The organism is Sphingobium sp. AS12 (genome assembly GCF_019097845.1).
Classification (GTDB): Bacteria; Pseudomonadota; Alphaproteobacteria; order Sphingomonadales; family Sphingomonadaceae; genus Sphingobium.
Window position 1 is genome coordinate 99,741 of record NZ_JAHRGM010000085.1, and the last position, 22,930, is coordinate 122,670.

The window sequence follows — 22,930 nt, forward strand, 5'->3', positions numbered from 1 at the left end:
GTTCCGGCTGATCCGGCCGGAGCGCCATCCGCGCTTATTCGTCATCATCCTCCGCTTCGGGTCCGGCCATCAGCGCTTCGGCAACCTCTTCGGTCTTGCCTCGGATCGCCTTTTCCAGACGGTCCGCCATGTCAGGATGCGCTTTCAAAAATGTCTTGGCGTTTTCGCGACCCTGACCGATGCGGACCGAGTCGTAGGAGAACCAGGCACCCGATTTCTCGACGATCCCGGCCTTGACGCCAAGATCGAGAATTTCGCCGATCTTGGAAATCCCCTCGCCATACATGATGTCGAATTCGACCTGCTTGAACGGCGGCGCGACCTTGTTCTTGACCACCTTCACGCGGGTCGCGTTGCCGACGATATCCTCGCGATCCTTGATCTGGCCGGTACGGCGGATGTCGAGGCGGACCGAGGCGTAGAATTTGAGCGCATTGCCGCCGGTCGTGGTTTCAGGGTTACCGTACATCACGCCAATCTTCATGCGCACCTGGTTGATGAAGATCACCATGCATTTGGAGCGCGAAATCGAGCCGGTCAGCTTGCGCAGCGCCTGGCTCATGAGGCGCGCCTGCAGGCCGACATGGCTGTCGCCCATCTCGCCCTCAATTTCCGCGCGCGGCACCAGCGCAGCGACCGAATCGACCACCAGCACGTCGATCGCGTTCGACCGCACCAGCGTATCGACGATTTCCAGCGCCTGTTCGCCCGTGTCGGGTTGCGACACGATCAGTTCGTCAATGTCGACGCCTAATTTCTTGGCATAGCCCGGATCGAGCGCATGTTCAGCGTCCACGAAGGCCGCGGTGCCGCCACCCTTTTGCGCTTCGGCGATGACGTGGAGCGCCAGCGTCGTCTTGCCGGAGCTTTCCGGGCCGTAAATCTCGATGATCCGCCCCTTGGGCAGGCCGCCAATGCCCAGCGCAATGTCGAGGCCCAGCGATCCGCTGGAGATAGCTTCAATCTCCAGCTTCTCCCGGCTGCCCAGCTTCATCGCAGAGCCTTTGCCAAATGCCCGGTCGATCTGGGCGAGCGCGGCGTCCAATGCTTTTTGTCTGTCCATAGTCCCGTTCTTCTTGGAATCGATGAGTGTGAGCATAGCGGACATCGGCCTATTCCCTGTCAAGCGGACTGCGCCGATTCTCTCGACGCCTGGCGATGATGTATCCTGTTTGTTCTAGTAGAACAAGGGGGGAACGGAAATTTCCTATTCGCCCAATATTTTTCCCAACGCGCGCTCGACCGCGCCGATGGTGAAGGGCTTGGCCAGCGTCGGCCGATCAGCATGATGGGACGGCAGATCGTCCGCCATGCCGCCGGTCGCAAAGACGAAAGGCACACCCTTCTGCACCAATATGTCCGCGACGGGCCAGCTTTTCTCCCCCTGCAAATTGCAGTCGAGCAGGGCCGCGTCAAAGCCGCCTTCGCGCGCATGGGCGCAGGCTTCGTCGACCGAGGCAGCAACCGCGTGCAAGCGGTAACCCAGCGCGTCGAGATAATCCTCCAGCATCATGCCGATCATCGCTTCATCTTCGACGATCAAAATGCTCTTAGCCGCCGACATGCCTTCGCAATCCCCTGTTGATACGCCTTTGCGCTAACCCATCGTTACGGGAATAGACAGGATAATCACCTTGATCGAGCGCAAGTTATTTGGGGGTCATTCCGCCACTGGCCGCATCGCCATCGCGTCACGCGCCGCTTCGGCCAGCTGGTTGACCGAGAAGGGCTTGGGCAGGAAGGCGACGTTGGCGATGTCTATCGACTTGCGCAACTGCTCCTCGGCATAGCCGGACATGAACAGGACCGGCAGATCGGGGAAAGCACGGCGCGCCTGCGCCACCATGGCGGGACCGTCCATATTGGGCATCACAACGTCAGAGATCAGCAGGTCGATCGCGACGTTCCCGGCCAGCACCTCCAGCCCCTGTTCGCCGTCGCTGGCGGTCAGCACGGTATAGCCCTGCCGCACCAGCGCGCGTTCGGCGACGGCGCGGACCATATCCTCATCCTCCACCAGCAGGACCGTGCCGGTGCCCCATGTCTCGCTGCGCTTGACCGGCGGCTTGACCGGGGCGACATCCTTCGCATCGGACCCGGCATAGACCGGCAGGTAGATGACGAAGCTTGCGCCGCGTCCCGTTTCGGATTCGGCAAAGATGTAGCCGCCCGATTGCTTGACGATGCCATAGACGGTGGAGAGGCCAAGGCCCGTCCCCTTGCCCAGTTCCTTGGTGGTGAAGAAAGGCTCGAAAATCTTGGCCAATATGTCGGGCGGGATGCCAAGCCCGGTGTCGGACACGCGCAGCGCGGTATAATCGCCCACCGGCAATATCTGCTGGCGCATCTCGCGCACCTTGATCGCGGGGACGCCATAGGTCTGGATATTGAGCGTGCCGCCTTCGGGCATGGCGTCGCGGGCATTGACCGCCAGATTGACGATCACCTGCTCCAGCTGGCCGGGGTCCGCGCGCACCGCGCCCAGATTGCGGCCATGGCTGACGTCCAGCTTCACATTTTCGCCGAGCAGGCGCTTCAGGAGGTTGGAGACGTCCGCGACGATGTCGGGCAGTTGGAGGATTTGCGGCCGCAATGTCTGCTGGCGCGAGAAGGCGAGCAATTGGCGGGTCAGCCCTGCGGCGCGATTGCTGTTCGACTTGATCTGCTGGATGTCGTCATAATCGCTGTCGCCGGGGGTATGGCGCATCAGCATCAGGTCGCAATGGCCGATGATCGCGGTCAGGATATTGTTGAAGTCATGCGCGACGCCGCCCGCCAGCTGGCCGATCGCCTGCATCTTGGTCGCCTGCGCGACCTGCCGCTTGAGCTTGGATTCCTCGCTATTATCCTTGAGGGAGAGCAGCACCGCCGCCTCGCCAAGACCGCGTACACCCGCCAGGCTGAGCGCGATCGGCTCGTCGGGCTGGTCGCGCATCCTGACCGCAATGTCGCCCGACATTTGCGGCCCGACGGCAAAGCGCCGCACCGCGTCGGCCACCGCCGCCTGATCCTCCCGCACGACGAGATCGCCGGGATAGCTGGGCTTGTCGCCCGGTTTCAGGCCCGCCACCCGCGCAAAGGCATTGTTGACGAACAATACCCGCCCGTCGCGGTCTGCCATCGCGAGGCCAAAGGGCAGCAGCGAGAGCAGCGTTTCGATATAGGAGAGCGCCGACGTACCGCCGCCGCCAGCCGGTTCATCGATCAGCAGCAGCAGCATCGGGCCGTCCTGCGCGCTGGCCTGCGCCGACACGCCATTGCCCTGGCTGGCGCGCTTCAACGGCACCTGCAACAGGCGTAGCGGCAGGCCGCCCTGCTCCTCGCGCGCCAGGAACAGCCGTCCCTTGTCATCCACCCGCATATGGCTGGCGAAATCCCGGCCAGTGATATTGGCGTCGATCCGCCCGGCTGCGCGCAGCAGGAAGGCGCCATTGGCGGCACGGATTCGGCCCTCGCCGCCGATCATCACCGCCATCACGCCCGCCTCGCCCATCTGGCGGCCCGCTTCGCCAGTCAGGAAGCGATTGACGTCGTCGAGCGCGCTGGGCTGGCGCACCGGGGTGAAGCGCCAGAGCAGATAATCCTCCGCCCGGCCGGTACGCACCACTTCGACGTCCAGCCGGAGCGCGCCCTGCACGAGCCCCCCCACCTTCGCCTCGCCATCGCGCCAGGCGGCGCGGGCGGCGACGGAGAGGCTTTCGGTGAGCGCTGCATCTCCAGTGATGCCGGGCGGGGTGGGATAGCCGGGGAACCATTCGCCAAACAGGTCGCTGGCGCAGACCAGACGCCCGGCGCGATCGGTCACCGCGATCGCCATGCTGGAGGCGTCGGCGGCGGCGCGGGCGACGGTCCAGTCGGGAATCGCTTCCTTGTCAGAGAGTTGCGGCGGATAGAGGTGGCGATACCAGGCCATGAGTGCCGCGATGGTCAATATGGTCGCGGCAAATCCGCCAGCGAGCAACCCGTTGCCAGCCGCATAAAAAACCAGCCCGGCCGACAGAGCCGCCGCCAGCAGCAGGAGCGGCAGGACCAGCCCCGATCGCGACTGGGTCAGCCACGCATCCCCATTGCTGTTTATCCGCGCGGCCATGGACGGCCCTTCCCCTGCATCGACACTGAATAGACCTCCCCTGCCTTAAAGGACAGAAGCGGCTTTCTCCAATGCGCTGCTTTCATGGACCTTGCCAATCCTCAATTTGCGCGCCTGCCATTTGCGGCCCATGCGGTGACGCCAGAACCAGTCGGCGATGACATAGCCGATGATCGCCGCCCCGACAGAGATAATGGAGAGGCCAAGCAGCATGGCGGGCGCCGCTTCGGACACCAGCCAGGCGGTCCATTGGCCGATCGTTGCATGATGATCGACCAAAGTCATGAAGCCCGATGCGTCAGCGCTGCGGCCCAGCATCCAATTGCCGATATAGACCGACAGCCACAGGATCAGCGGGGTGGTGGCCGGGTTGGACAGGAAGGTCATGGCAGCCGCGACCGGGATATTGGCGCGGAACGGCAGCGCCAGCAGCGCGGCTCCCGCAATCTGGATGCCGGGGATCAGCAGGAAGATGCCGACCAGCAGCCCCAGCGCCACGCCGCGCGGCACGGAGCGACGGGTGAAACGCCACAGCGACGGCTCCAGCACGCGGTGGGCGACGGGGGCGAGGAAGCGGTTATGCTCCAGGCTTTCGCGCGTCGGCGCATTGGCGTGCCACCAGCGGCTGAGGCGGTTGTCCATCAGCCCTTGTCCCGCATGATACGCTGCTGGTCGCGCTTCCAGTCGCGATCCTTGATCGTCTCGCGCTTGTCGTGATTCTGCTTGCCCTTGGCCAGCGCCAGCTCGATCTTGGCGCGGCCCTGGCTGTTGAAATAGACCATGAGCGGCACCAGCGTCATGCCTTGGCGCGACACGGCGCTGTGCATCTTGTGGATCTCGCGCTCATGCAGCAACAGCTTGCGGGGGCGTTTGGGTTCGTGATTTTCGCGGTTGCCATGGCTATATTCGGGGATGTTGCTGTTCACCAGAAACACCTGATTGCCCTTCACCTCGGCATAGCTTTCCGCGATGGAGCCTTCGCCGCCGCGCAGCGCCTTCACCTCCGTCCCCTGCAGGGCGATGCCTGCCTCGAACACATCTTCGATAAAATAGTCAAAGCGCGCGCGCCTGTTTTCGGCGACGATCTTTTTCTTGTCGAAGGTAACGGGACGGGGGCGGGCCATGGTTCCTGAATTAACTCACTTCACAATATAGGAACGGCGGACCGTTAAACGAGGCCCGCAATTTCCAGCGCGCGATCGACCGCGGCCCGGCTGGATTCCGACGGCCAGGTGATCGGCAGGCGGACGTCGCCGGGCATGTCGGGCCGCACGCGCGTGAGCGCATATTTAACCGGGCCGGGTGAAGAATCGCTGAACAGGGCATCATGCAAGGGATAGAGACGATCCTGCAACGCCAAGGCACCATCCCAATCGTGGCGCGCGCAGGCCGCCTGAAAATCGGCGACCAGACGCGGCGCGACATTGGCGGTGACGGAGATGCACCCCTTGCCGCCCATGGCGTTGAATCCCAGCGCGGTTTCGTCATTCCCCGACAGCTGGCAGAAATCCGGGCGGCAGGCGAGACGCTGTGCGGTAACGCGCCCCAGATTCCCGGTGGCGTCCTTGATCCCGACGATGGTCTGATATTCTTCGGACAGGCGGTGGATCACCGGCACGCCAATGTCGGTGATGGTGCGGCTGGGGACATTATACAGCACGATGGGCAGGGAGCAGCGTTCGGCGAGGTAGGCGAAATGCTGATAGACGCCGTCCTGATTGGGCTTGTTATAATAAGGCGCAACCACCAGCGCGGCGTCCGCCCCCGCCCCTTGCGCCGCATACATATGTTCGAGCGCGATTCGCGTGTCGTTGGAGCCGCAGCCCGCGATCACCGGCACGCGCCCGGCGGCCTGATCGACGCAGATGGCGATGACGCGATTATGCTCCTCGACCGTCATGGTCGCGCTTTCGCCGGTGGTGCCGCAGGGGACGAGCGCGCTCGATCCTTCGGCAATTTGCCAGTCGACCAGCGCGCGAAACGCCGCCTCATCCACCGATCCGTCGCGAAACGGGGTCACCAGAGCCGGAATCGAGCCGGAAAACATCATTAAACTCCTTCAATTCTCCGGCCGGCCGGGGCATGATCGGTCAAGCGGCGCGCTATAGCGCGTCATTCAGGCGCTGATAAGGATGCATTTGCGATAATGTCCAGCATGGCGACGCCCCGCATTGTCGAAAGTTATTGGATCCGTATGCCTCTTATTGCCCTTTTGCTGTTTACCGCTGGCGCGAGCGCCCAGACCGAAGGACCGGTGCCAGCAGCCGCGCCCGCCTACCCGCCCGGCGCGGTGGTCCAGCCGCTGCCGGGGCAAGCCGCGCCGTCGGGCCAGTGGGATCAGGTCGCCAGTCGCGTCGGCATGGCCAGCGATTCGGCGATCGGCGCGACGATCAGCCAGTGGCGCGCGCTCCAGCAGAGCGATGGCCTCGGCTTTTCCACCTATGCCAATTTCATCACCGCCAATCCCGGCTGGCCGGGCGAAGACCGGATGCGGCGGCTGGCGGAAACCGGGATCAATCCGGACAGCTATGATCCGCGGCAGGTGACCGCCTTCTTCGCCCGCTTCCCGCCGCGCACCGCGACCGGCCATGCTCGCAACGCCACGGCGTTGGTGCAGATGGGCCGGATGGACGAGGCGCGGATCGCCGCGCGCAAGGCGTGGATCGGCGGATCGCTCAGTGTCGCGGACGAAGCGCGGTTGCTGTCCCTGTTTGGCTCCAGCCTGACGCCCGCCGACCATGACCAGCGCGCCGACATGCTGCTGTGGGGCAATGACACGGCGGGGGCAGCGCGGATGCTGGCTTATGTGTCGCCGGGACGTCGCGCCGTCTATCAGGCGCGCATCGCTTTCCGCCGCAAGGCACCCGACGCCGCGATGCTGATGCAGGCCGCCGAAGCGGTGGGCGCGAGCGATGGTGGCTTCGTCGCCGACAAGGCGCTGTGGTTGCGGGACAGCGGCAACTGGGTCGCGGCGCGCCAATATCTGGCGAATCGCAGTTCGCTGACCTACCGTCCGGCGAACGCAGAGAAATTCTACGAGGTGCTGCTGGGGCAGGCGCGCGCGGCCGCCAATGACAGCCAGTGGAGCTTTGCCTATGGCATCGCCAGCAAGATTGACGACGCGGTGCCGCCAGGCTTCGACCTGTCCGATCAGCCGATCGGCGTGCGTGACGATTATACCAGCCTCGCCTGGCTGGCCGGGTCCACCGCCTTCTACAATCTCAATCGCCCCACCGACGCGGTGACGATGTTCCGCCGCTATGCCGATGCGGCCAAATCGCCCCAGACCAAGTCGAAGGGCTATTATTGGGCCGGTCGCGCGGCGCTCCAGTCGGGCGATGCGGCGACGGCCAACAGCTATTTCGCGCAGGCCGGGGTCTATCCCGACCAGTTTTACGGCCAGTTGGCGCTCGAACGGCTGGGTCGCGCGATCCCGCCGCCCGCCACGGTCGAGCGTCCGGTGCCGATCTCCGCCGCCGAACGTGCCGCCTTTGACCAGCGATCGGTCGTGCGCGCGGTCAAAGCGCTGGGGCAGATGGGCTATTGGGAGGATCAGGGCAAATTCGCCCGCGCGATTGCCAATAATGCCGACAGCGACACCGACCATTATCTCGCCGCGGAACTGGCCGAACGGATCGGCCGCACCGACATGAGCGTGATGGTCGGTCGGCGCGCCGTGTCGAGCGGCCTGACCGGTTATGGCACCAGCGCCTTCCCGCGCGTTCCCGTGCCGCCCACCGCGCAATATAACTGGACCATGGTCCACGCCATCGCCCGGCAGGAAAGCCAGTTCGACAAACAGATCGTCAGCCATGCGGGCGCGCGCGGGCTGATGCAACTGATGCCCGGCACCGCGCGCGAACAGGCGGGAAAGCTGGGCCTTGGCTACAATCCTGCCTCGCTCAACGATCCCAGCTATAATATCATGCTGGGGTCGGGCTATTTTCAACGGATGCTGGACTATTATGGCGGCAGCTATCCGCTGGCGGTGGCGGCCTATAATGCCGGGCCGGGCAACGTGAACAAATGGATCGCCGCCAATGGCGACCCGCGCCTGCCCGGTGCCGACATGCTCCGCTGGATCGAGCAGATCCCGATTTTCGAGACCCGCAACTATGTGCAGCGGGTGCTGGAAAATGCCGTCGTCTATGAAGCGATGAACCCGGAACGCGCGAAATTTCGCGGGACCAGCGCGGTGCTGAGCCGCTATCTGGGGAAACAGACGCCGGGGTAAGAGGCATATCCTCACCTCCGTTCGCCCTGAGCGAAGTCGAAGGGTTCTGCTGAGCCGCAGGAGAAGCACCTTCGCTCCGCTCAGGCGAGGGCTTCGACAAGCTCCGCCCGAACGGTTATGGGATAGAGTGATGACCACCCCCTACCCTAATTATATCTCGCCTGAAGGCTTCGCCAAATTGCGCGCGGAATATGACCATCTGCTGGGTGTCGAGCGGCCCGCGATCGTCGAGGTGGTGAGTTGGGCGGCGGGCAATGGTGACCGGTCGGAAAATGGCGACTATCTTTATGGCCGCAAGCGGATGCGGGAGATCGACTTTCAATTGAAGCGCCTGTCGAAGAAGATGAAGGACGCCAAGGTCGTCGATGCCCGGCAGCAGGGCGACAAGAGCCGCGTCTATTTCGGCGCGACCGTCACCATCGCCGACGAGGATGACAATCATCGCACCGTCACGCTGGTCGGCAATGACGAAACCGATATCGAGGCAGGGCGGATCGGCTGGTCCTCCCCCATCGCCCGCGCCTTGCGCGGCGCAGCGGTGGGCGACCTGCGCCGTGTGATGCTGCCGTCGGGCGAGAAGGAATATGAAGTGATGGGGATAAGCTATCCGGGGTGAGAGTATCCGTCATCCCAGCGAAAGCTGGGATCTCTCTTCTTCTGACTCAACACTCGCAAAGAAAAGAGAGATGCCAGCATTCGCTGGCATGACGGCGATATATCAGCCCCGCCCCAGCACCATCGCCGCTGCCTTTTCCGCGATCATCATGACCGGCGCATTGGTGTTGCCCGATGTGATCGTGGGCATCACCGACGCATCGACCGCGCGCAGCCCATCGATGCCATGCACCCGCAACTGCGCGTCCACGACGGCGCGCGATCCCGTACCCATCGCGGCGGTGCCGACGGGATGGAAGATGCTGCTGGCGATTGCGCCGACGCCTTCCAGTATCGCCGCGTCATCCTCCCGATCCGGGCCGGGGCGAAATTCGCGCGGGGCGTAGGGGGCCAGCGCCGCCTGTCCGACGATGGCGCGCGTCACCCGCACCGCCTCCACCGCGACCTGTTGGTCCTCGGCTGCCGAGAGATAATTGGGCCGGATCGCGGGTGCGGCCATCGGGTCTGCTGACCCCACCCACACGCTCCCCCTGCTTTGCGGCCTTAAATTGCAGACGCTGGCGGTGAAGGCGGGAAAGGGATCGAGCGCGCCACCGAATGCGGCCAGGCTCAAAGGCTGGACATGATATTGCAAGTTCGCGGTTTCAAAGCGTGGGCTTGATTTGACGAACAGCCCCAACTGGCTCGGTGCCATCGCCATCGGGCCGGATCGGCGGGCGAGATATTCCATCCCCATCCATGCCTTGCCGAGCAACGATGATGCCCGCGCATTGAGCGTCACCGCGCCGGTAACTTGCCACGCACAGCGTATCTGGAGGTGATCCTGCAAATTCTCGCCCACGCCGGGCAGGTGATGGACGCGCTCGATGCCCAGCGTCGCCAGCTTGCCGCCGTCGCCAATGCCCGACCGCTGGAGGATGGCCGGTGATCCGATCGACCCTGCGCTCAGCAATATTTCGCCCTCGGCCCGCGCTTCGCACGTTTCACCGTCCAGCAGGAAGCGCACGCCCGTCGCACGCCGATCCTTGATGATCACGCGGTCGATGCTCGCCCCGGTGACGACGCGCAGATTGGGCCGTTTCATCGCCGGGCGCAGGAAGGCGTCCGCCGCGCTCCAGCGCCGCCCACGCTTCTGCGTCACTTCAAAATAGCCCGATCCCAGATTGTCGCCGCCGTTGAAATCATCGCTGTGCGGCACACCATATTGCCGCGCAGCTTCGCGAAACTTCTCCAGCAAGTCCCAGCGCAGCCTTTGCCGTTCGACCCGTATCTCGCCGCCCGCGCCATGCGCATCGCTTGGCCCACCAAAATGATCCTGCGCGCGCTTGAAGAAGGGCAGCACATCGTCCCAGCCCCAGCCAATATTGCCCGCCTGCCGCCAGCCATCATAGTCGCGCGCCTGACCCCGCATATAGATCATGCCGTTGATCGAGGAGGAGCCGCCCAGCACCCGGCCACGCGGATAGCCGATCGACCGGCCACCCAGCCCTGCTTCCTCATCCGTCTTGAGGCACCAGTCCGTGCGCGGATTGCCGATGCAATAGAGATAGCCGACCGGCACCCTGATCCATAGCCAGTCATCCTTGCCGCCTGCCTCCAGCAGCAGGACGCGAGTTGACGGGTTGGCGCTCAGCCGGTTGGCCAGCACACACCCCGCGCTGCCCGCGCCCAGTATGATATAGTCATAGGCGCCGAAATCGCGCGGCATAGCCTCTCCCTCTCCGCCCGCGACCATGGCGCGAAAAGGTCGCCCGCCGCAAGCCGGGCGGGCGATATGTCGCCCCCTAATCGTGCGGGCGCAGCGACCGGTTGAGGCTGTCCAGCACTTCGGCGATCGGTTCGGTCACGGTCACGCTGCGGCCTTCGCCAAAGCGGATGCGGGTGCCGTCATTGACCGACGAGACGAAGGTGACTTGCGACGCGTTGACGGCGGTTTCGGTGCGGTCAGTGCCCACGAACATGACGAGCATGGCTTCCTCTCCTTTTTATGAATGCACAGCCTATCGCCATTTGCGCGCGATGCCAGAGGGATTTCTGCCGATCGTCAGGTTGCGCGGATCGCCATGATGAAACCGCCCGCGCGCGCCTCCAGCCGATGCGCCTCCCCGGCCAGCCTTTGCGCGACCGATTGCATGGCCCGCGCGCCCAGCACGGTCGCATCCGCATTGCCGCTGATCGCCTGCGCCCCGGTACGGATATGGTCGCTGGAGGACCCTGCCTCCGCCACGCTGTCGGCAATGGCGCGGCTGAAGGCGGCCTGCCGGGCAACCGCGTCGAACAGAGCGGCGGACAGCCGGTCGGCACGGGTCATGGCCGCGTCCATATGCATATGCCCCGCCGCCACATCGGCCACGGTCGCGCGGACATGCGCGATCCGCCCGGCTATGCCCGCTGCGGCATCGCGCGTCTGTTGCGCCAGCGACTTTACCTCGCGCGCGACGACGGCAAAGCCCTGCCCTGCCTCCCCCGCCCGCGCCGCCTCTATACTGGCGTTGAGCGCCAGCATCGCTGTTGCCCCCGCAATGCTGTCGATCAGGGCGACGACCTCGCCGATATTCTCCGTCTCGGTCCGCAGCGCCTCGCCCTGCGCCATGCCTGCGCGGCTGCGCGCGGCGGCATCGCGCATCGCAGCGCCTGCGTCACGCGCCTCACTCTCCATCGCCTGGAATATCTGGCCCAGTTCGACCCCGCCCGCCGCGATGCCTGCCAGACGATCGGCCGTCTGCGCCGCAGCCACCGCCATCGCCGTGCTGTCCGCGCCATCGCTCGCCGCGCGCTCGGCTGCCTGGCTCGCGAGAGCCGACAACTGATCGGCCATCGCCACCATGTCCGCGATCAGCAGGGCGACATCGCCCTGAAAGCTGGCGCTTTCACGGCGAATCTGTTCGATCCGTTCCGACCGCTCCAGCGCCACCCGCGTGTCGCGCTGCGCGGTCAATCGCAGCAGCAGGGCGCCGTCCAGCACCCCGGCATAGCGGCCGTCATCGGTCACGATCAGCCCCTCGCACGCGGTGCCCTGTGCGGCATAGAGGTCGACCAGCCGGTCCACGCTCGCGCACCGGTCCACATGCGCGCAGGGACGGACATGATCATCCAGCCGCCCGCCGAAACTGGGGTTGCGCAGCAAGGCGTGGCCGAAGGGATTGAAGAGGATGCGGCGCATGTCGCGCTCGTAGATCGCACCGACCGGCCGGTCGCCTGCATCCAGCACCGGCAGCAGGCGCAAGGCGGAATCCTGCTGGAAACAATCTACCGCCTCGCTGAGCGGACGCCCCAGCCGGATCACCGGCTTGTCCTGCGCCAATGGCAACTCGGCCAGGCCGGATGCATCAGGTGGGTATATAGGGGCGTGAAACATGGCCAGAGCCTTAGCCGCCCAATGGTAAACGAGCCGTTAGAATTTCATGACACTTTTGTTACAAGTATCTGTTTTCACTGTATTTTATGCGGATTCGCCGGGCTGGTAGCCAAAGGCCTGCTTCGCAAGTTTCACAACCGTTGGATCAGCGACCGGGAAATCCATCGGCACCAGCGCCTCCAGCTGTTCCGCCACATAGGTCAGCGCGGCGATGCGACCACCCTTGCGGTGATTATTGTCGATGACGTGCCAGGGCGCATGTTTCGTGTCGGTCTTTTTGAACATGGCGTGCATCGCGTCCAGATAGTCCGCGCGTCTGGCCCGATTGCGATAATCGTCGGCGCCGGTTTTCCAACGCTTCCACGGCACATCCAGCCGCTCGGCCAGTTGTTTGTCCTGGGTTTCCTGGGTGATGTGGACGAACAGTTTGACGATGTTCATGCCCGCGTCGATCTGCTGCTTTTCAAACGCATTGATTTCGTCATAGCCGCGTTTCCAGTCAGCCTTGCTGCAAAAGCCCTCGACCCGTTCCACCAGCACCCGCCCATACCAGCTACGGTCGAAGATCGCGATATTGCCGCTGGCGGGAAGGCGCGTCCAGAAACGCCAGAGGAAATGATGGTCCCGCTCCACCTCATTGGGGGCGGCGATGGGATGGACCTGATAATAGCGCGGATCCCAGTCGGCGGACATACGCTTGATGATACCGCCTTTACCCGCTGCGTCCCAGCCCTCCAGCAAGATGACGCTGCGGCGCTTGTGCAGGATATGCGCGACCTGAATCTTGGCGAGGCGCTGTTGGAGCGCGGCCAGAGTGGCGTCATAATCGCCGTCAAATTTCGGCGCGGATTCGTGGGTCGCAAGGTCGATGGTCATGGGCAGCAATCCTCAATCGTCATGCCGGACCAGATTCGGCATCCAGGGCGACGGAGACTGTGTCCGACACCCTGGATGCTGAAGCAAGTTCAGCATGACGGAAAAGGAAAACTCACCCCTTGGCCTGGGGCTCCACCACGCGCACATGCAGTTCGCGCAGCTGCTTGAATTCGGCGGCGCTGGGCGCGCCCATCAGCAGGTCCTCGGCCTTCTGGTTCATCGGGAAGAGCGTGATTTCGCGCAGATTCTGTGCGCCGCACAGCAGCATCACGATGCGATCGACGCCAGCGGCCATGCCGCCATGGGGCGGCGCGCCGTACTGGAAGGCGCGATAGAGGCCGCCGAAGCGATCCTCCACATCCTGTTGGCTGAGGCCGACAAGCTCGAACGCCTTGACCATCAGCTCGGGCGACTGGTTGCGGATCGATCCCGATGCGATTTCAAAGCCGTTGCAGACCATGTCGTACTGAAACGCATTGATGGTCAGCGGGTCCTGATTGTTCAGCGCATCGAGGCCACCCTGCGGCATGGAGAAGGGGTTGTGCGCGAAATCGACCGACTTTGTGTCCTCATCATATTCGTAGAAGGGGAAGTCGACGATCCAGCAAAGGTCGAACCGGTCCTTGTCGATGAGGTCGAGCGTCTCGGCCACGCGGGTACGTGCGAGGCCAGCCAGCTTGGCGGCCTGCGCTTCCTTGCCAGCGGCGAAAAATACACCATCATTGGCGCCAAGGCCCAGCGCGGCGACCAGCTTCGCAGTCGCTTCCTCGCCATGATTCTTGGCGATCGGGCCGCCGGGGGCGCCATCCTTGATGTTGATATAGCCAAGGCCCGAATAGCCCTCGCCCCGCGCCCAATTGTTCATTTCATCGAAGAATTTGCGGCTGCCAGCGCCAGCGCCCGGTGCCGGGATGGCACGGATCACGCTGCCGCTTTCGACCAGCGACGCGAAGATACCGAAGCCGGAGCCAACGAAATGGTCGGTCACATCCTGAATGATGATCGGGTTGCGCAGGTCCGGCTTGTCGCTGCCATATTTCAGCAGCGCTTCGGCATGCGGGATGCGCGGGAAGCTGCCGGCCGGGGTGACCGGCTTGCCATCGGCAAATTGTTCGAACACTTGGGCGATGACCGGCTCCATCGTGTCCCACACTTCTTCCTGGGTGACGAAGCTCATCTCCAGGTCGAGCTGGTAGAATTCGCCCGGCAGCCGGTCGGCGCGCGGATCTTCATCGCGGAAGCAGGGGGCGATCTGGAAATAGCGGTCGAAGCCTGCGACCATCAGCAGCTGCTTATATTGCTGCGGGGCCTGCGGCAGGGCGTAGAATTTGCCCGGATGGATGCGGCTGGGGACCAGAAAGTCGCGCGCGCCTTCTGGGCTGGACGCGGTCAGGATCGGCGTCGAATATTCGGTAAAGCCAGCGCCTTCCATGCGGCGGCGCATGTCGGAGATGATCTTCGTCCGCTTGACGATATTGGCGTGCAGCGTCTCGCGCCGCAGGTCGAGGAAGCGGTAACGCAGGCGGATATCTTCGGGATAGTCCTGCTCGCCCGCCACCGGCAGCGGCAGTTCGGCGGCGGTCGACAGCACGGTGACGGCGTCGGCGACGACCTCGATCGAGCCGGTTTCCATCTTGGGATTGGTCGCTTCGGGACCGCGCGCCACGACCGCGCCGTCGATCGTCACCACCGATTCGAGCCGCAGCCCCTCCAGCACGCGCAGCGCGTCGCTGTCCGCCTTCGCCACCACCTGGGTAATGCCATAATGGTCGCGCAGATCGACGAACAGCACCCCGCCATGGTCGCGCTTGCGATGCACCCAGCCGGACAGGCGCACGGTCGCGGCGACATCAGCTTCACGAAGGGCGCCGCAAGTGTGGGTGCGATAGGCGTGCATGGCGTTTTGGTCTTTCAGCTTCGTTTTACGGAAATGACAAAGCCCTGACGGCAGGCTATGGGCATAAGGTCACTACGACCAGCCCGCCAGGGAGCGGGCCTGCCCATAATAAGATCGATGACCATATGCAAATCCATCCGCTGATTACCGACAGCAAGACACTTTCCGATTTTTGCGCCCGCATCGCCAAATCCCCCTACGTCGCCATCGACACGGAATTCATGCGCGAAAACAGCTATTGGCCCGAACTCTGCCTGATCCAGGTGGCCGACGCGGACGAAGCCGCCGCTATCGACCCAAAGGCACCGGGTATCGACCTGAAGCCCCTGCTCGACCTGATGGTCGATAATGAGGATGTGCTGAAAATCTTTCATGCCGGCGGGCAGGACATCGAGATTGTCCACAATCTGACCGGCAAGACCCCGCATCCGATGTTCGATACGCAGATTGCGGCGATGGCATTGGGGCTGGGCGAACAGATCGGCTATGGCAATCTGGTCGAGGCATGGCTGGGCGTGCAGTTGGACAAGGGCGCGCGCTTTACCGACTGGGCGCGCCGCCCGCTGGACAAGCGCCAGATCGACTATGCGATCGGCGACGTCACCTACCTCATCCAGATTTTCCCCAAGATGCTGGAAGAATTGCGCAAGACCGGGCGCGGCGACTGGCTGGACCAGGAAATGGAGCGGATCAGCGATCCCAGCCATTATGAGACGCTGCCGCAAGATGCGTGGAAGCGCGTCCGCATCGCCAGCAAGAAGGCCGATGTGCTGGGTCGCCTGAAAGCGCTGGCGGCGTGGCGCGAGATCGAAGCGCAGGAGAAGAATCTGCCGCGCGGCCGCATCGTCAAGGATGAGACGCTGGCCGACATCGCCAGCCACCCGCCGCGTAGCCAAGAGGATCTGGGCAAGGTGCGCGGCCTGTCCGCGACATGGCGCACCAATGATATCGGCGCGCGGCTGATGGCGGCGCTGGGCAAGCAGCAGCCGCTGGCCAAGGATGAAATGCCCGACCGCGAACCGCGCCGTCCGGGGCTGGGCAAGGATGGCGCGCTGGTCGCGGACCTGCTCAAGCTGCTGCTCAAGATCCGGTCTCGCGACATTAACGTCGCGTCGCGTTTGTTGGCGCGGAGCGACGATATTGAAGCGTTGGCGGCGGGCGTGCGCAACGACCTCTCGATCCTGGAAGGCTGGCGCTACGAACAATATGGTCGTGATGCGGTCGATCTGGTCGAGGGGCGGCTGGCGTTCGCTGTCAAGGGCGGGCGGCTGAAGATGACGCGGACGGAGTGATTTCCCACAGCCGTTCGGGCTGAGCCTGTCGAAGCCCTGCTCTTTACGTCAAGAAGAACAGCCCTTCGACAAGCTCAGGGCGAACGGGTTTTTATATGTTCGGAGAGAAGTCCCATGCACCGCATCCTGTCCCTGACCGGCGCGCTTGCCCTCTCGGCCTGCGCCACCGCCACACCGCCGCCGATCGCCACCGGTCCTTGCAACCATGATGCCCTCGCCCGCTTTATCGGGCAGAAGGCGAGCGCGGAAACCGGCGCGGCGCTGCTGGCCGCATCTGGTGCAAGGACGCTGCGCTGGGGCGGCCCCGGCATGGCGATGACGATGGACTTCCGCCCCGACCGACTGACCGTCAGTTATGACGAGGCGATGGTCATAACATCGGCGCGGTGCGGCTGAGCTGAGGGTGTTGCCGCGCAGGCGAGAACCCAATGTGATGACATGGAAAGCCTTGCCATGACCGCGACCGCCGACCTCGCCATCCGCATGGCCCGCGCGACCTTCAACCGCGCGCTGGCCGACGCGAACTTCAGCGCGATCGGCCCGCTGCTTGCCCCCAATGTCGTGCTGGTTGCGGGCACCGACAGTGCCCTTATCACAGGACGCAAGGCGCAACTGATCGCTTGGAAACGCGAATTTGCGGCCAAAGAGCGGCTGATCTACACCCGCACCGCCGACACGATCCTCGTGTCGCCGGTGGAACCCATCGCGATGGAACAGGGCCATTGGCAGGGCGTGGCGACGGGCAGCGGCGCAATGCTGGCGTCCGGCACCTATAGTGCGAAGTGGCGCGAAATGGGTGGCGCGTGGATGATTGAGGCGGAGATTTTCCTGACGCTGGCCTGATCGGGGTGGTTGCGCACCGTCTGCCTTTCTGCGCCCCTCGATAGCGCCCTGTCCCCCTATTGCGCAGACTTTCGCGCCTGCGCCCGGCGGGCAAAGATGTTGAGACACTCCACCAGCGTCGAAAAAGCCATAGCCGCGTAGATATAGCCCTTTGGTACATGCACGCCGAACCCGTCGGCGATCAGCACCGCGCCGATCATCAGCAGGAAGCCGAGCGCCAGCATCACCACGGTCGGATTGCGGGCGATGAAGTTGGCGAGCGGGTCGGCGGCCAGCACCATTGCGCCCACCGCGACCAGCACGGCGATGACCATCACCGCCAGATTGTCCGTCATGCCTACGGCGGTCAGGATCGAATCGAGCGAGAAGATCATGTCGAGCAGGATGATCTGCACGATCGCGCTGCCGAAGGTGATCGTGGCCACGCTCTTCTTGTCCAGCACATCGTCACCGCCCGACGGATCGACGCTGTGGTGGATTTCCTTGGTCGCCTTCCAGATCAGGAACAGGCCACCGGCAATCAGGATCAGGTCGCGCCAGGAAAATTCGGTCTCGAACGTCGGCGCGCCATATTGGTTGGGCGGGCCGCTGAACCCCAGGTCGAACACCGGCGCGGTCAGGCCGACGATCCAGGCGATCATGGACAGCAGAACTAGGCGCATCCCCAGCGCCAGACCGATGCCGATGCGGCGTGCCTTTTGCCGCTGATGTTCGGGCAGCTTGTTGGTCAGGATCGAAATGAACACCAGATTGTCGATGCCCAGCACCACTTCCATCACCACCAGCGCGACAAGCGCGGCCAAAGCGGTGGGATCGGTAAAGGCGGTAAGCAGGCTGTCCATGGTGATCCTTCCGTCCGGGTTTTCGGCACGCCATCGCAACGACAGGAAGGTCAGCCGGTTCCCGCCGACACACTTTGTCACATGGGCGCGCTATCATCGGCAAAATGGTCGCCCAATCGACTGGACGCGGCGGGTCCAGTCGCTTAGCGAAGGCCCGTTCTCCTTTTTGCTGCGGCGATGGCTGCGGCGCTCCAGTCCCAAGCGAAAGGCAGCCCATGGCCAGAACCACCCTCACCCGTTTCCTGATCGAACAGCAGCGGCTGGCCAATGCGCTGCCCGCTGAATTGCGCCTGCTGATCGAAACCGTGGCGCGCGCGTGCAAGACGATCAGCCATTCGGTCAGCAAGGGTGCCCTGGGTGAAGTGCTGGGCAGTCTGGACAGCGAAAATGTGCAGGGCGAGGTGCAGAAGAAGCTGGACGTGATCGCCAACGAACTGCTGCTCGACGCCAATGAATGGGGCGGGCATCTGGCCGCCATGGCGTCCGAGGAAATGGAGACGATCCACCGCATCCCCAATCGCTATCCCAAGGGCGAATATCTGCTGCTGTTCGATCCGATTGACGGGTCCAGCAATATCGACGTCGACCTGTCGGTCGGCACGATCTTTTCGGTGCTGAAAGCCCCAGACGAATGTGCCGGGCGCGAAGTGACGGAGGAGGATTTCCTCCAGAATGGCCGGGCGCAGGTCGCAGCGGGCTATGCCATTTATGGGCCGCAGACGCTGCTGGTGCTGAGCGTCGGCACCGGCGTGCATGAATTCACGCTGGACCGCGAAGTCGGCAGCTGGGTCATGACCGATCGCGACATGAAGATGCCGCAGGGCAAGTGCGAATTTGCCATCAACATGTCCAACCGCCGCCAATGGTCGCCCGGCGTCGCCCGCTATATCGAGGAGCGGGTGATGGGCGCCGAAGGGCCGTGCGGCGTGGATTATAACATGCGCTGGACCGCCTCCATGGTCGCCGACGTGCACCGCATCCTCAAGCGCGGCGGCATCTTCATGTATCCCGCCGACCACCGCACGCCGGGCAAGGCGCGGCTGCGCCTGATGTATGAAGCCAATCCGATGAGCTATCTGATCGAGCAGGCAGGCGGAGCAGCCACGGACGGCTTTATCCCGATCATGGACGTGACCGCCACCAGCCTGCACCAGCGCGTCGGCGTGGTGCTGGGTGACAAGGCGGAAGTGGAAATGGTCACGGCCTATGGACGGGAATAGTCGCTTCGCGGCGTTCCTGTCCGGCGATGGTCATGGGTAGAGAAAGTGGGGGAGAGCGAAGTGTCGCTCGATCCCCCTTGCTATGGCCTCGCCTTGCCGGTCTTACCGGCGGCCCCTCTCCAGAAACATTTTATATGGCGCGGCTGTAGCCCAATCGGCCTAGCCCAAGCCGAGACCAAAAAAAAGGGCCGATCCGCAGACCAGCCCAAAAAGTTTAGGAGAGGATGCCTGAAAGGCACAGTATCTATGTCGTCCGGGCGTAATTTTCGCAAATGCGAAGGGCGAAGGCGCGATTGCGAAAATTGCAATCGCTTGCCGCCATTTTAACCATCCGCGCCCCGAATCGAGTCGCGGGTAAAGCAAATGTCAGGGCTTTGTCCCTAAGCGGGGCCAATGCATTATCGCCGCGACATTGACGGACTGCGGGCCTTGGCGATTCTGCCGGTGCTTCTGTTCCATGCCCATGTGCCTGGCTTTGGCGGCGGTTATGTCGGCGTCGACATTTTTTTCGTCATATCGGGCTATCTGATCACAGGCATCATCGCCCGCGAAGTCGATGAAGGCCGCTTCTCGCTGGTGCGCTTCTACGAGCGGCGCTTCCGACGGATCGTCCCGGCATTGGGGCTGATGATCCTGGTGGTGCTGGGCTTGAGCGCTCTTCTCTATCTGCCCGGCGATCTGGAGGGCGTGCCGCGATCCGCGCTGGCCGCGACCTTGTTTGCCTCCAACCTGTGGTTTTTCACCGACACCGGCTATTTTGCGGGCGGCGCGGACGTCAAGCCGCTGCTCCACACATGGTCGCTGGCGGTGGAGGAGCAATATTATATCGGCTTCCCGATCCTGCTGATGATCATCGCCCGCTTCGCCCCGCGCTGGCGCACGGGGGTGGTGGTGATCATCGCGGCAGGATCATTGGCGCTGTCGATCGCGATGCAGCGCGATACCAGCGGTTTTGCTTTCTACCTGCTGCCGACCCGTGCTTGGGAGTTATTTGCCGGGGCTTTATTGGCGTTGGGGGCGGTGCCTGCGTTGCGGGGCCGCTGGTTGCGTGAGGGGGTGGCATGGGGCGGGATCGCCGCCATTGCGCTGGCCGTCACCTGCTATGATCGCGACACTTTGTTCCCCGGCTTCGCCGCCCTCGCCCCGGTACTGGGCGCGGCCACGCTGATCCATAGCGCGCCGGGGACCAGCGCCGGGCGGGTACTTGGCTGGTCGCCGCTGGTGGGCGTGGGCCTTGTCTCCTACTCGCTCTATCTGTGGCACTGGCCGGTCATCGTGTTCACCGAATATGCGACCGACATGGCGGTGGCGGGCTGGACGTGCATCGCTGTGATCGCCGGGTCGGTGATCGCGGCGATCCTGTCCTGGCGCTTCGTCGAACGCCCGTTCCGCGATTCGCAGGCGGTTCCCGCGCGGACCATATTCCGCTTCACCGGCGCGACGATGGCGCTGCTGTGCGGCCTGTCGCTGGCCTTGCTGGCGGCGGGGCCATGGCCATCGCGATTTGCGCCGACGGTGCTGGCGCAGGTGGCGGGGCGTAACGACATCAGCCCGGAGCGCAAACGCTGCCACGACATATTCGCCCGTGGCGCGCGCGCCTGCGTGCTGGGCGCGGCGGTCGCGCCCGATGCGATGCTGTGGGGCGACAGCCATGGGGTGGAACTCGCCTATGCGCTGGCGCCGGAGGGCAAGGCGCAAGGGCGGGCGCTGGTGCAGCGCACGACGTCCAGTTGCCCGCCGGTGCTGGGCTATGATGCGCCCAAGGATGCGCGCTGCGCGGCGGCCAATCGCGCCGCCTTTGCGGCGTTGCGCGCCGATCCGGCCATCCGCCACGTCTATCTGGCCGCCTTCTGGGCCAATGGTGATTTTGATGATCCCGGCTTTGTCGCCAGACTGGACCGCACCATCGCCGCGATCCGGGCGGCGGGACGGGAGGTCGTGCTGATCGGCCCGGTGCCGCCGCAGCCCTTCGACGTGCCGCGCCGCCTCGCCCATCTGACGCGCGCGGGGCGGCTGGCTCTGGCGGAGGGTGTGGCGCGGTCCTGGGTGGACGGGCGCACCGTCCATTTGCGCGCGCTGTTTACGCGATGGCAGGCGCGTGGGGTCCGGCTGATCGATCCGGTCGCGGCGCTGTGCGATGCCCGGCACTGCGCGATCGAGCGTGATGGCAAGCCGCTCTACTTCGATTCGCACCATCTGAGCGTAGCGGGCGCGCGGCTGGTGATTGCGCGCGGCGGCTGAACCCTATTCGGCCGCCAGCGCATAGTGAGCGCGCGGCAATTCGTTGGCCAATGCTTCGACCATGGCCGTGATGATCCCCTGCATCCGGGCCAGCCCCGATCCCGGCTGGTCCAGCGCGTCATCCAGATAGAGGCTGCGATCCACCTCTATCTGAATCGCGTGCAGCCCGTTCGCAGGCCGACCATGGCGTTCGATCAGATGGTCGCCCGCATAGGGATGATTTTGCGCCGCGACGATGCCATGGCCAGCGGCGACATCCGCCGCCAGCGTCATCAGCCGGGTGGAGGCGCTGCGCCCGAAACGATCGCCCAGCACGATGCCCGGCGAGGTCTGCCCGGCGGCGGGTGGCGGCAAGGGCGGCATGGAATGGAGGTCGATCAGGATCGCATGGCCATGCGCGTCACGCGCCGCCGTCATCAACCGGGCCAGTTCGACATGGTAGGGCCGGTGGATCGTAGCGATCCGGCGTTGCGCCTCGCCCCAGGCCATTGGTTTGTGCCACAATTCATGCGCGCCGACCATGCGGCGGGGAATGAGGCCCAGTCCGCCGCGCAGCTTGGCGCTGCTCTGAAGCGCCGCATCACGCGGCACGCCGACCAGCATGGCAGGGTCGATTTCGCGCTCATGGCGATTGAGGTCGATCAGCGCGCGAGGGGCGCTGGCAACGACCACGGTAAAGCCGCGCGCGATCAGCGGATGAACCAGCAAGTCGGCCCAACGATCCTCCAGCCGTTGCAATTGCTGCCGCCGCACCCGCGCCTGTGCCAGCAGTTCGGATGGATATTCGCGCCCGGCATGAGGCACTGAAATAATGATGGGCCGGTCGGGGACGACGGGGCCAAATCGGTCGAAACCCGCCTCTGTCCGGGCGGGAGGATGCGGCGCGGGATGATCCAACGAGGCTCCTTTCACCAGCTTGCCCAAAAATGGTTACTCGGCTGGATAATATTTACTCCTTGTCGCATATATCGGTCAGGGACGCCACCCTGACGGGGGCATGGGGACAAGCCGGAAACGGCAACAAGAGTAGCTGGCGCAATGGTTCGCATATTACTGGCCGAAGATGATGAGAGTATGCGGGTCTATCTGGCGCGCGCGCTGGAACGGTCCGGCTATGAGGTCGTGGCCGTGGCGACTGGCACGGAAGCCCTGCCCCATATTGCGTCCGACCGGTTCGACCTGTTGCTGACCGACATTGTGATGCCCGAAATGGACGGGATCGAACTGGCGCAGCACGCAGCGTCCGTAGCCCCGGACATGCGGATCATGTTCATCACCGGCTTTGCCGCCGTGACGCTGAAAGCCGGAAAGGCCGTGCCGCAGGCCAAGGTGCTGTCCAAGCCGTTCCATCTGCGCGATCTGGTGCTGGAGGTCGAACGGATGTTCGGCAGCGAGAGCCTGACCGGGCTGAACTGAACCGAG

At 64.0% G+C, this 22,930-nt stretch carries 21 protein-coding genes; 8 read left to right on the top strand and 13 right to left on the bottom strand.

Annotated elements, in window-relative coordinates; all coding sequences use genetic code 11:
* Positions 1 to 34: 34 nt before the first annotated feature.
* The 6 genes from recA to dapA form a co-directional block, all read right to left on the bottom strand.
* Positions 35 to 1,108 (bottom strand): recombinase RecA, encoded by a 1,074-nt coding sequence (gene recA / locus KRZ98_RS22630; protein WP_217675439.1) that lies wholly within the window; start codon positions 1,106 to 1,108, stop codon positions 35 to 37.
* A gap of 99 nt (positions 1,109 to 1,207) precedes the next feature.
* Entirely contained in the window at positions 1,208 to 1,564 is a 357-nt protein-coding gene (locus tag KRZ98_RS22635) for a response regulator (protein WP_119745027.1), read from the bottom strand.
* A 96-nt stretch (positions 1,565 to 1,660) separates the two neighbouring features.
* Positions 1,661 to 4,090 carry an ATP-binding protein gene (locus KRZ98_RS22640; RefSeq protein WP_217675440.1) on the bottom strand — a complete coding sequence of 810 codons (2,430 nt, stop codon included), beginning with the start codon at positions 4,088 to 4,090 and terminating at the stop codon, positions 1,661 to 1,663.
* A gap of 45 nt (positions 4,091 to 4,135) precedes the next feature.
* On the bottom strand, positions 4,136 to 4,732 hold the full coding sequence (locus tag KRZ98_RS22645) for a DUF2062 domain-containing protein (protein WP_217675441.1): 597 nt from the start codon (positions 4,730 to 4,732) through the stop codon (positions 4,136 to 4,138).
* Complete coding sequence (gene smpB, locus KRZ98_RS22650) at positions 4,732 to 5,214, bottom strand: SsrA-binding protein SmpB (RefSeq protein ID WP_006959198.1); 483 nt, start codon at positions 5,212 to 5,214, stop codon at positions 4,732 to 4,734. Before smpB ends, KRZ98_RS22645 begins: the two co-directional genes overlap by 1 nt.
* A 44-nt stretch (positions 5,215 to 5,258) precedes the next feature.
* Positions 5,259 to 6,137 carry a 4-hydroxy-tetrahydrodipicolinate synthase gene (gene dapA, locus KRZ98_RS22655; RefSeq protein ID WP_217675517.1) on the bottom strand — a complete coding sequence of 293 codons (879 nt, stop codon included), beginning with the start codon at positions 6,135 to 6,137 and terminating at the stop codon, positions 5,259 to 5,261.
* A 99-nt stretch (positions 6,138 to 6,236) separates the two neighbouring features.
* On the opposite strand from dapA, the gene KRZ98_RS22660 reads away from it, so the two are divergent.
* Positions 6,237 to 8,324: a lytic transglycosylase domain-containing protein gene (locus KRZ98_RS22660; protein ID WP_217675442.1), complete on the top strand. Its 2,088-nt coding sequence runs from the start codon at positions 6,237 to 6,239 to the stop codon at positions 8,322 to 8,324.
* A 130-nt stretch (positions 8,325 to 8,454) separates the two neighbouring features.
* Positions 8,455 to 8,940, top strand: a complete 486-nt coding sequence (greB, locus tag KRZ98_RS22665; RefSeq protein WP_217675443.1) for a transcription elongation factor GreB — start codon at positions 8,455 to 8,457, stop codon at positions 8,938 to 8,940.
* 102 nt (positions 8,941 to 9,042) lie between these two features.
* Here the strand turns inward: greB and KRZ98_RS22670 are convergent, their stop codons facing one another.
* From KRZ98_RS22670 to aspS, 5 genes are all read right to left on the bottom strand, one after another.
* Complete coding sequence (locus tag KRZ98_RS22670) at positions 9,043 to 10,647, bottom strand: GMC family oxidoreductase (RefSeq protein ID WP_217675444.1); 1,605 nt, start codon at positions 10,645 to 10,647, stop codon at positions 9,043 to 9,045.
* Between the two features lie 76 nt (positions 10,648 to 10,723).
* A complete protein-coding gene (locus KRZ98_RS22675; protein ID WP_006957563.1) occupies positions 10,724 to 10,909 on the bottom strand; it encodes a hypothetical protein in 186 nt (61 codons plus the stop codon).
* Between the two features lie 74 nt (positions 10,910 to 10,983).
* On the bottom strand, positions 10,984 to 12,297 hold the full coding sequence (locus KRZ98_RS22680) for a methyl-accepting chemotaxis protein (protein ID WP_217675445.1): 1,314 nt from the start codon (positions 12,295 to 12,297) through the stop codon (positions 10,984 to 10,986).
* Between the two features lie 84 nt (positions 12,298 to 12,381).
* On the bottom strand, positions 12,382 to 13,173 hold the full coding sequence (locus tag KRZ98_RS22685; protein WP_217675446.1) for a polyphosphate kinase 2 family protein: 792 nt from the start codon (positions 13,171 to 13,173) through the stop codon (positions 12,382 to 12,384).
* A 112-nt stretch (positions 13,174 to 13,285) separates the two neighbouring features.
* Entirely contained in the window at positions 13,286 to 15,070 is a 1,785-nt protein-coding gene (aspS, locus tag KRZ98_RS22690; RefSeq protein ID WP_217675447.1) for an aspartate--tRNA ligase, read from the bottom strand.
* A 125-nt stretch (positions 15,071 to 15,195) separates the two neighbouring features.
* Here aspS and rnd point away from each other — a divergent pair, with 125 nt between their 5' ends.
* From rnd to KRZ98_RS22705, 3 genes are all read left to right on the top strand, one after another.
* Positions 15,196 to 16,362, top strand: a complete 1,167-nt coding sequence (gene rnd, locus KRZ98_RS22695) for a ribonuclease D (protein ID WP_217675448.1) — start codon at positions 15,196 to 15,198, stop codon at positions 16,360 to 16,362.
* Between the two features lie 114 nt (positions 16,363 to 16,476).
* A complete protein-coding gene (locus KRZ98_RS22700) occupies positions 16,477 to 16,758 on the top strand; it encodes an I78 family peptidase inhibitor (protein ID WP_217675449.1) in 282 nt (93 codons plus the stop codon).
* A gap of 57 nt (positions 16,759 to 16,815) precedes the next feature.
* Entirely contained in the window at positions 16,816 to 17,205 is a 390-nt protein-coding gene (locus KRZ98_RS22705) for a nuclear transport factor 2 family protein (RefSeq protein WP_217675450.1), read from the top strand.
* Between the two features lie 56 nt (positions 17,206 to 17,261).
* On the opposite strand, the gene KRZ98_RS22710 is transcribed toward KRZ98_RS22705, so the two are convergent.
* Positions 17,262 to 18,047 (bottom strand): TerC family protein, encoded by a 786-nt coding sequence (locus tag KRZ98_RS22710; protein ID WP_217675451.1) that lies wholly within the window; start codon positions 18,045 to 18,047, stop codon positions 17,262 to 17,264.
* A gap of 215 nt (positions 18,048 to 18,262) precedes the next feature.
* On the opposite strand from KRZ98_RS22710, the gene KRZ98_RS22715 reads away from it, so the two are divergent.
* The gene (locus KRZ98_RS22715) at positions 18,263 to 19,267 is read left to right on the top strand and encodes a class 1 fructose-bisphosphatase (protein WP_217675452.1); all 1,005 of its coding nucleotides are present in this window, start codon (positions 18,263 to 18,265) and stop codon (positions 19,265 to 19,267) included.
* A 393-nt stretch (positions 19,268 to 19,660) separates the two neighbouring features.
* The gene (locus tag KRZ98_RS22720; protein WP_217675453.1) at positions 19,661 to 21,508 is read left to right on the top strand and encodes an acyltransferase family protein; all 1,848 of its coding nucleotides are present in this window, start codon (positions 19,661 to 19,663) and stop codon (positions 21,506 to 21,508) included.
* Positions 21,509 to 21,511: 3 nt separating this feature from the next.
* Here the strand turns inward: KRZ98_RS22720 and KRZ98_RS22725 are convergent, their stop codons facing one another.
* Positions 21,512 to 22,405, bottom strand: a complete 894-nt coding sequence (locus tag KRZ98_RS22725) for an N-formylglutamate amidohydrolase (protein WP_217675454.1) — start codon at positions 22,403 to 22,405, stop codon at positions 21,512 to 21,514.
* Between the two features lie 141 nt (positions 22,406 to 22,546).
* Here KRZ98_RS22725 and cpdR point away from each other — a divergent pair, with 141 nt between their 5' ends.
* Positions 22,547 to 22,924 (top strand): cell cycle two-component system response regulator CpdR, encoded by a 378-nt coding sequence (gene cpdR, locus KRZ98_RS22730; RefSeq protein WP_017182848.1) that lies wholly within the window; start codon positions 22,547 to 22,549, stop codon positions 22,922 to 22,924.
* Positions 22,925 to 22,930: the final 6 nt, after the last annotated feature.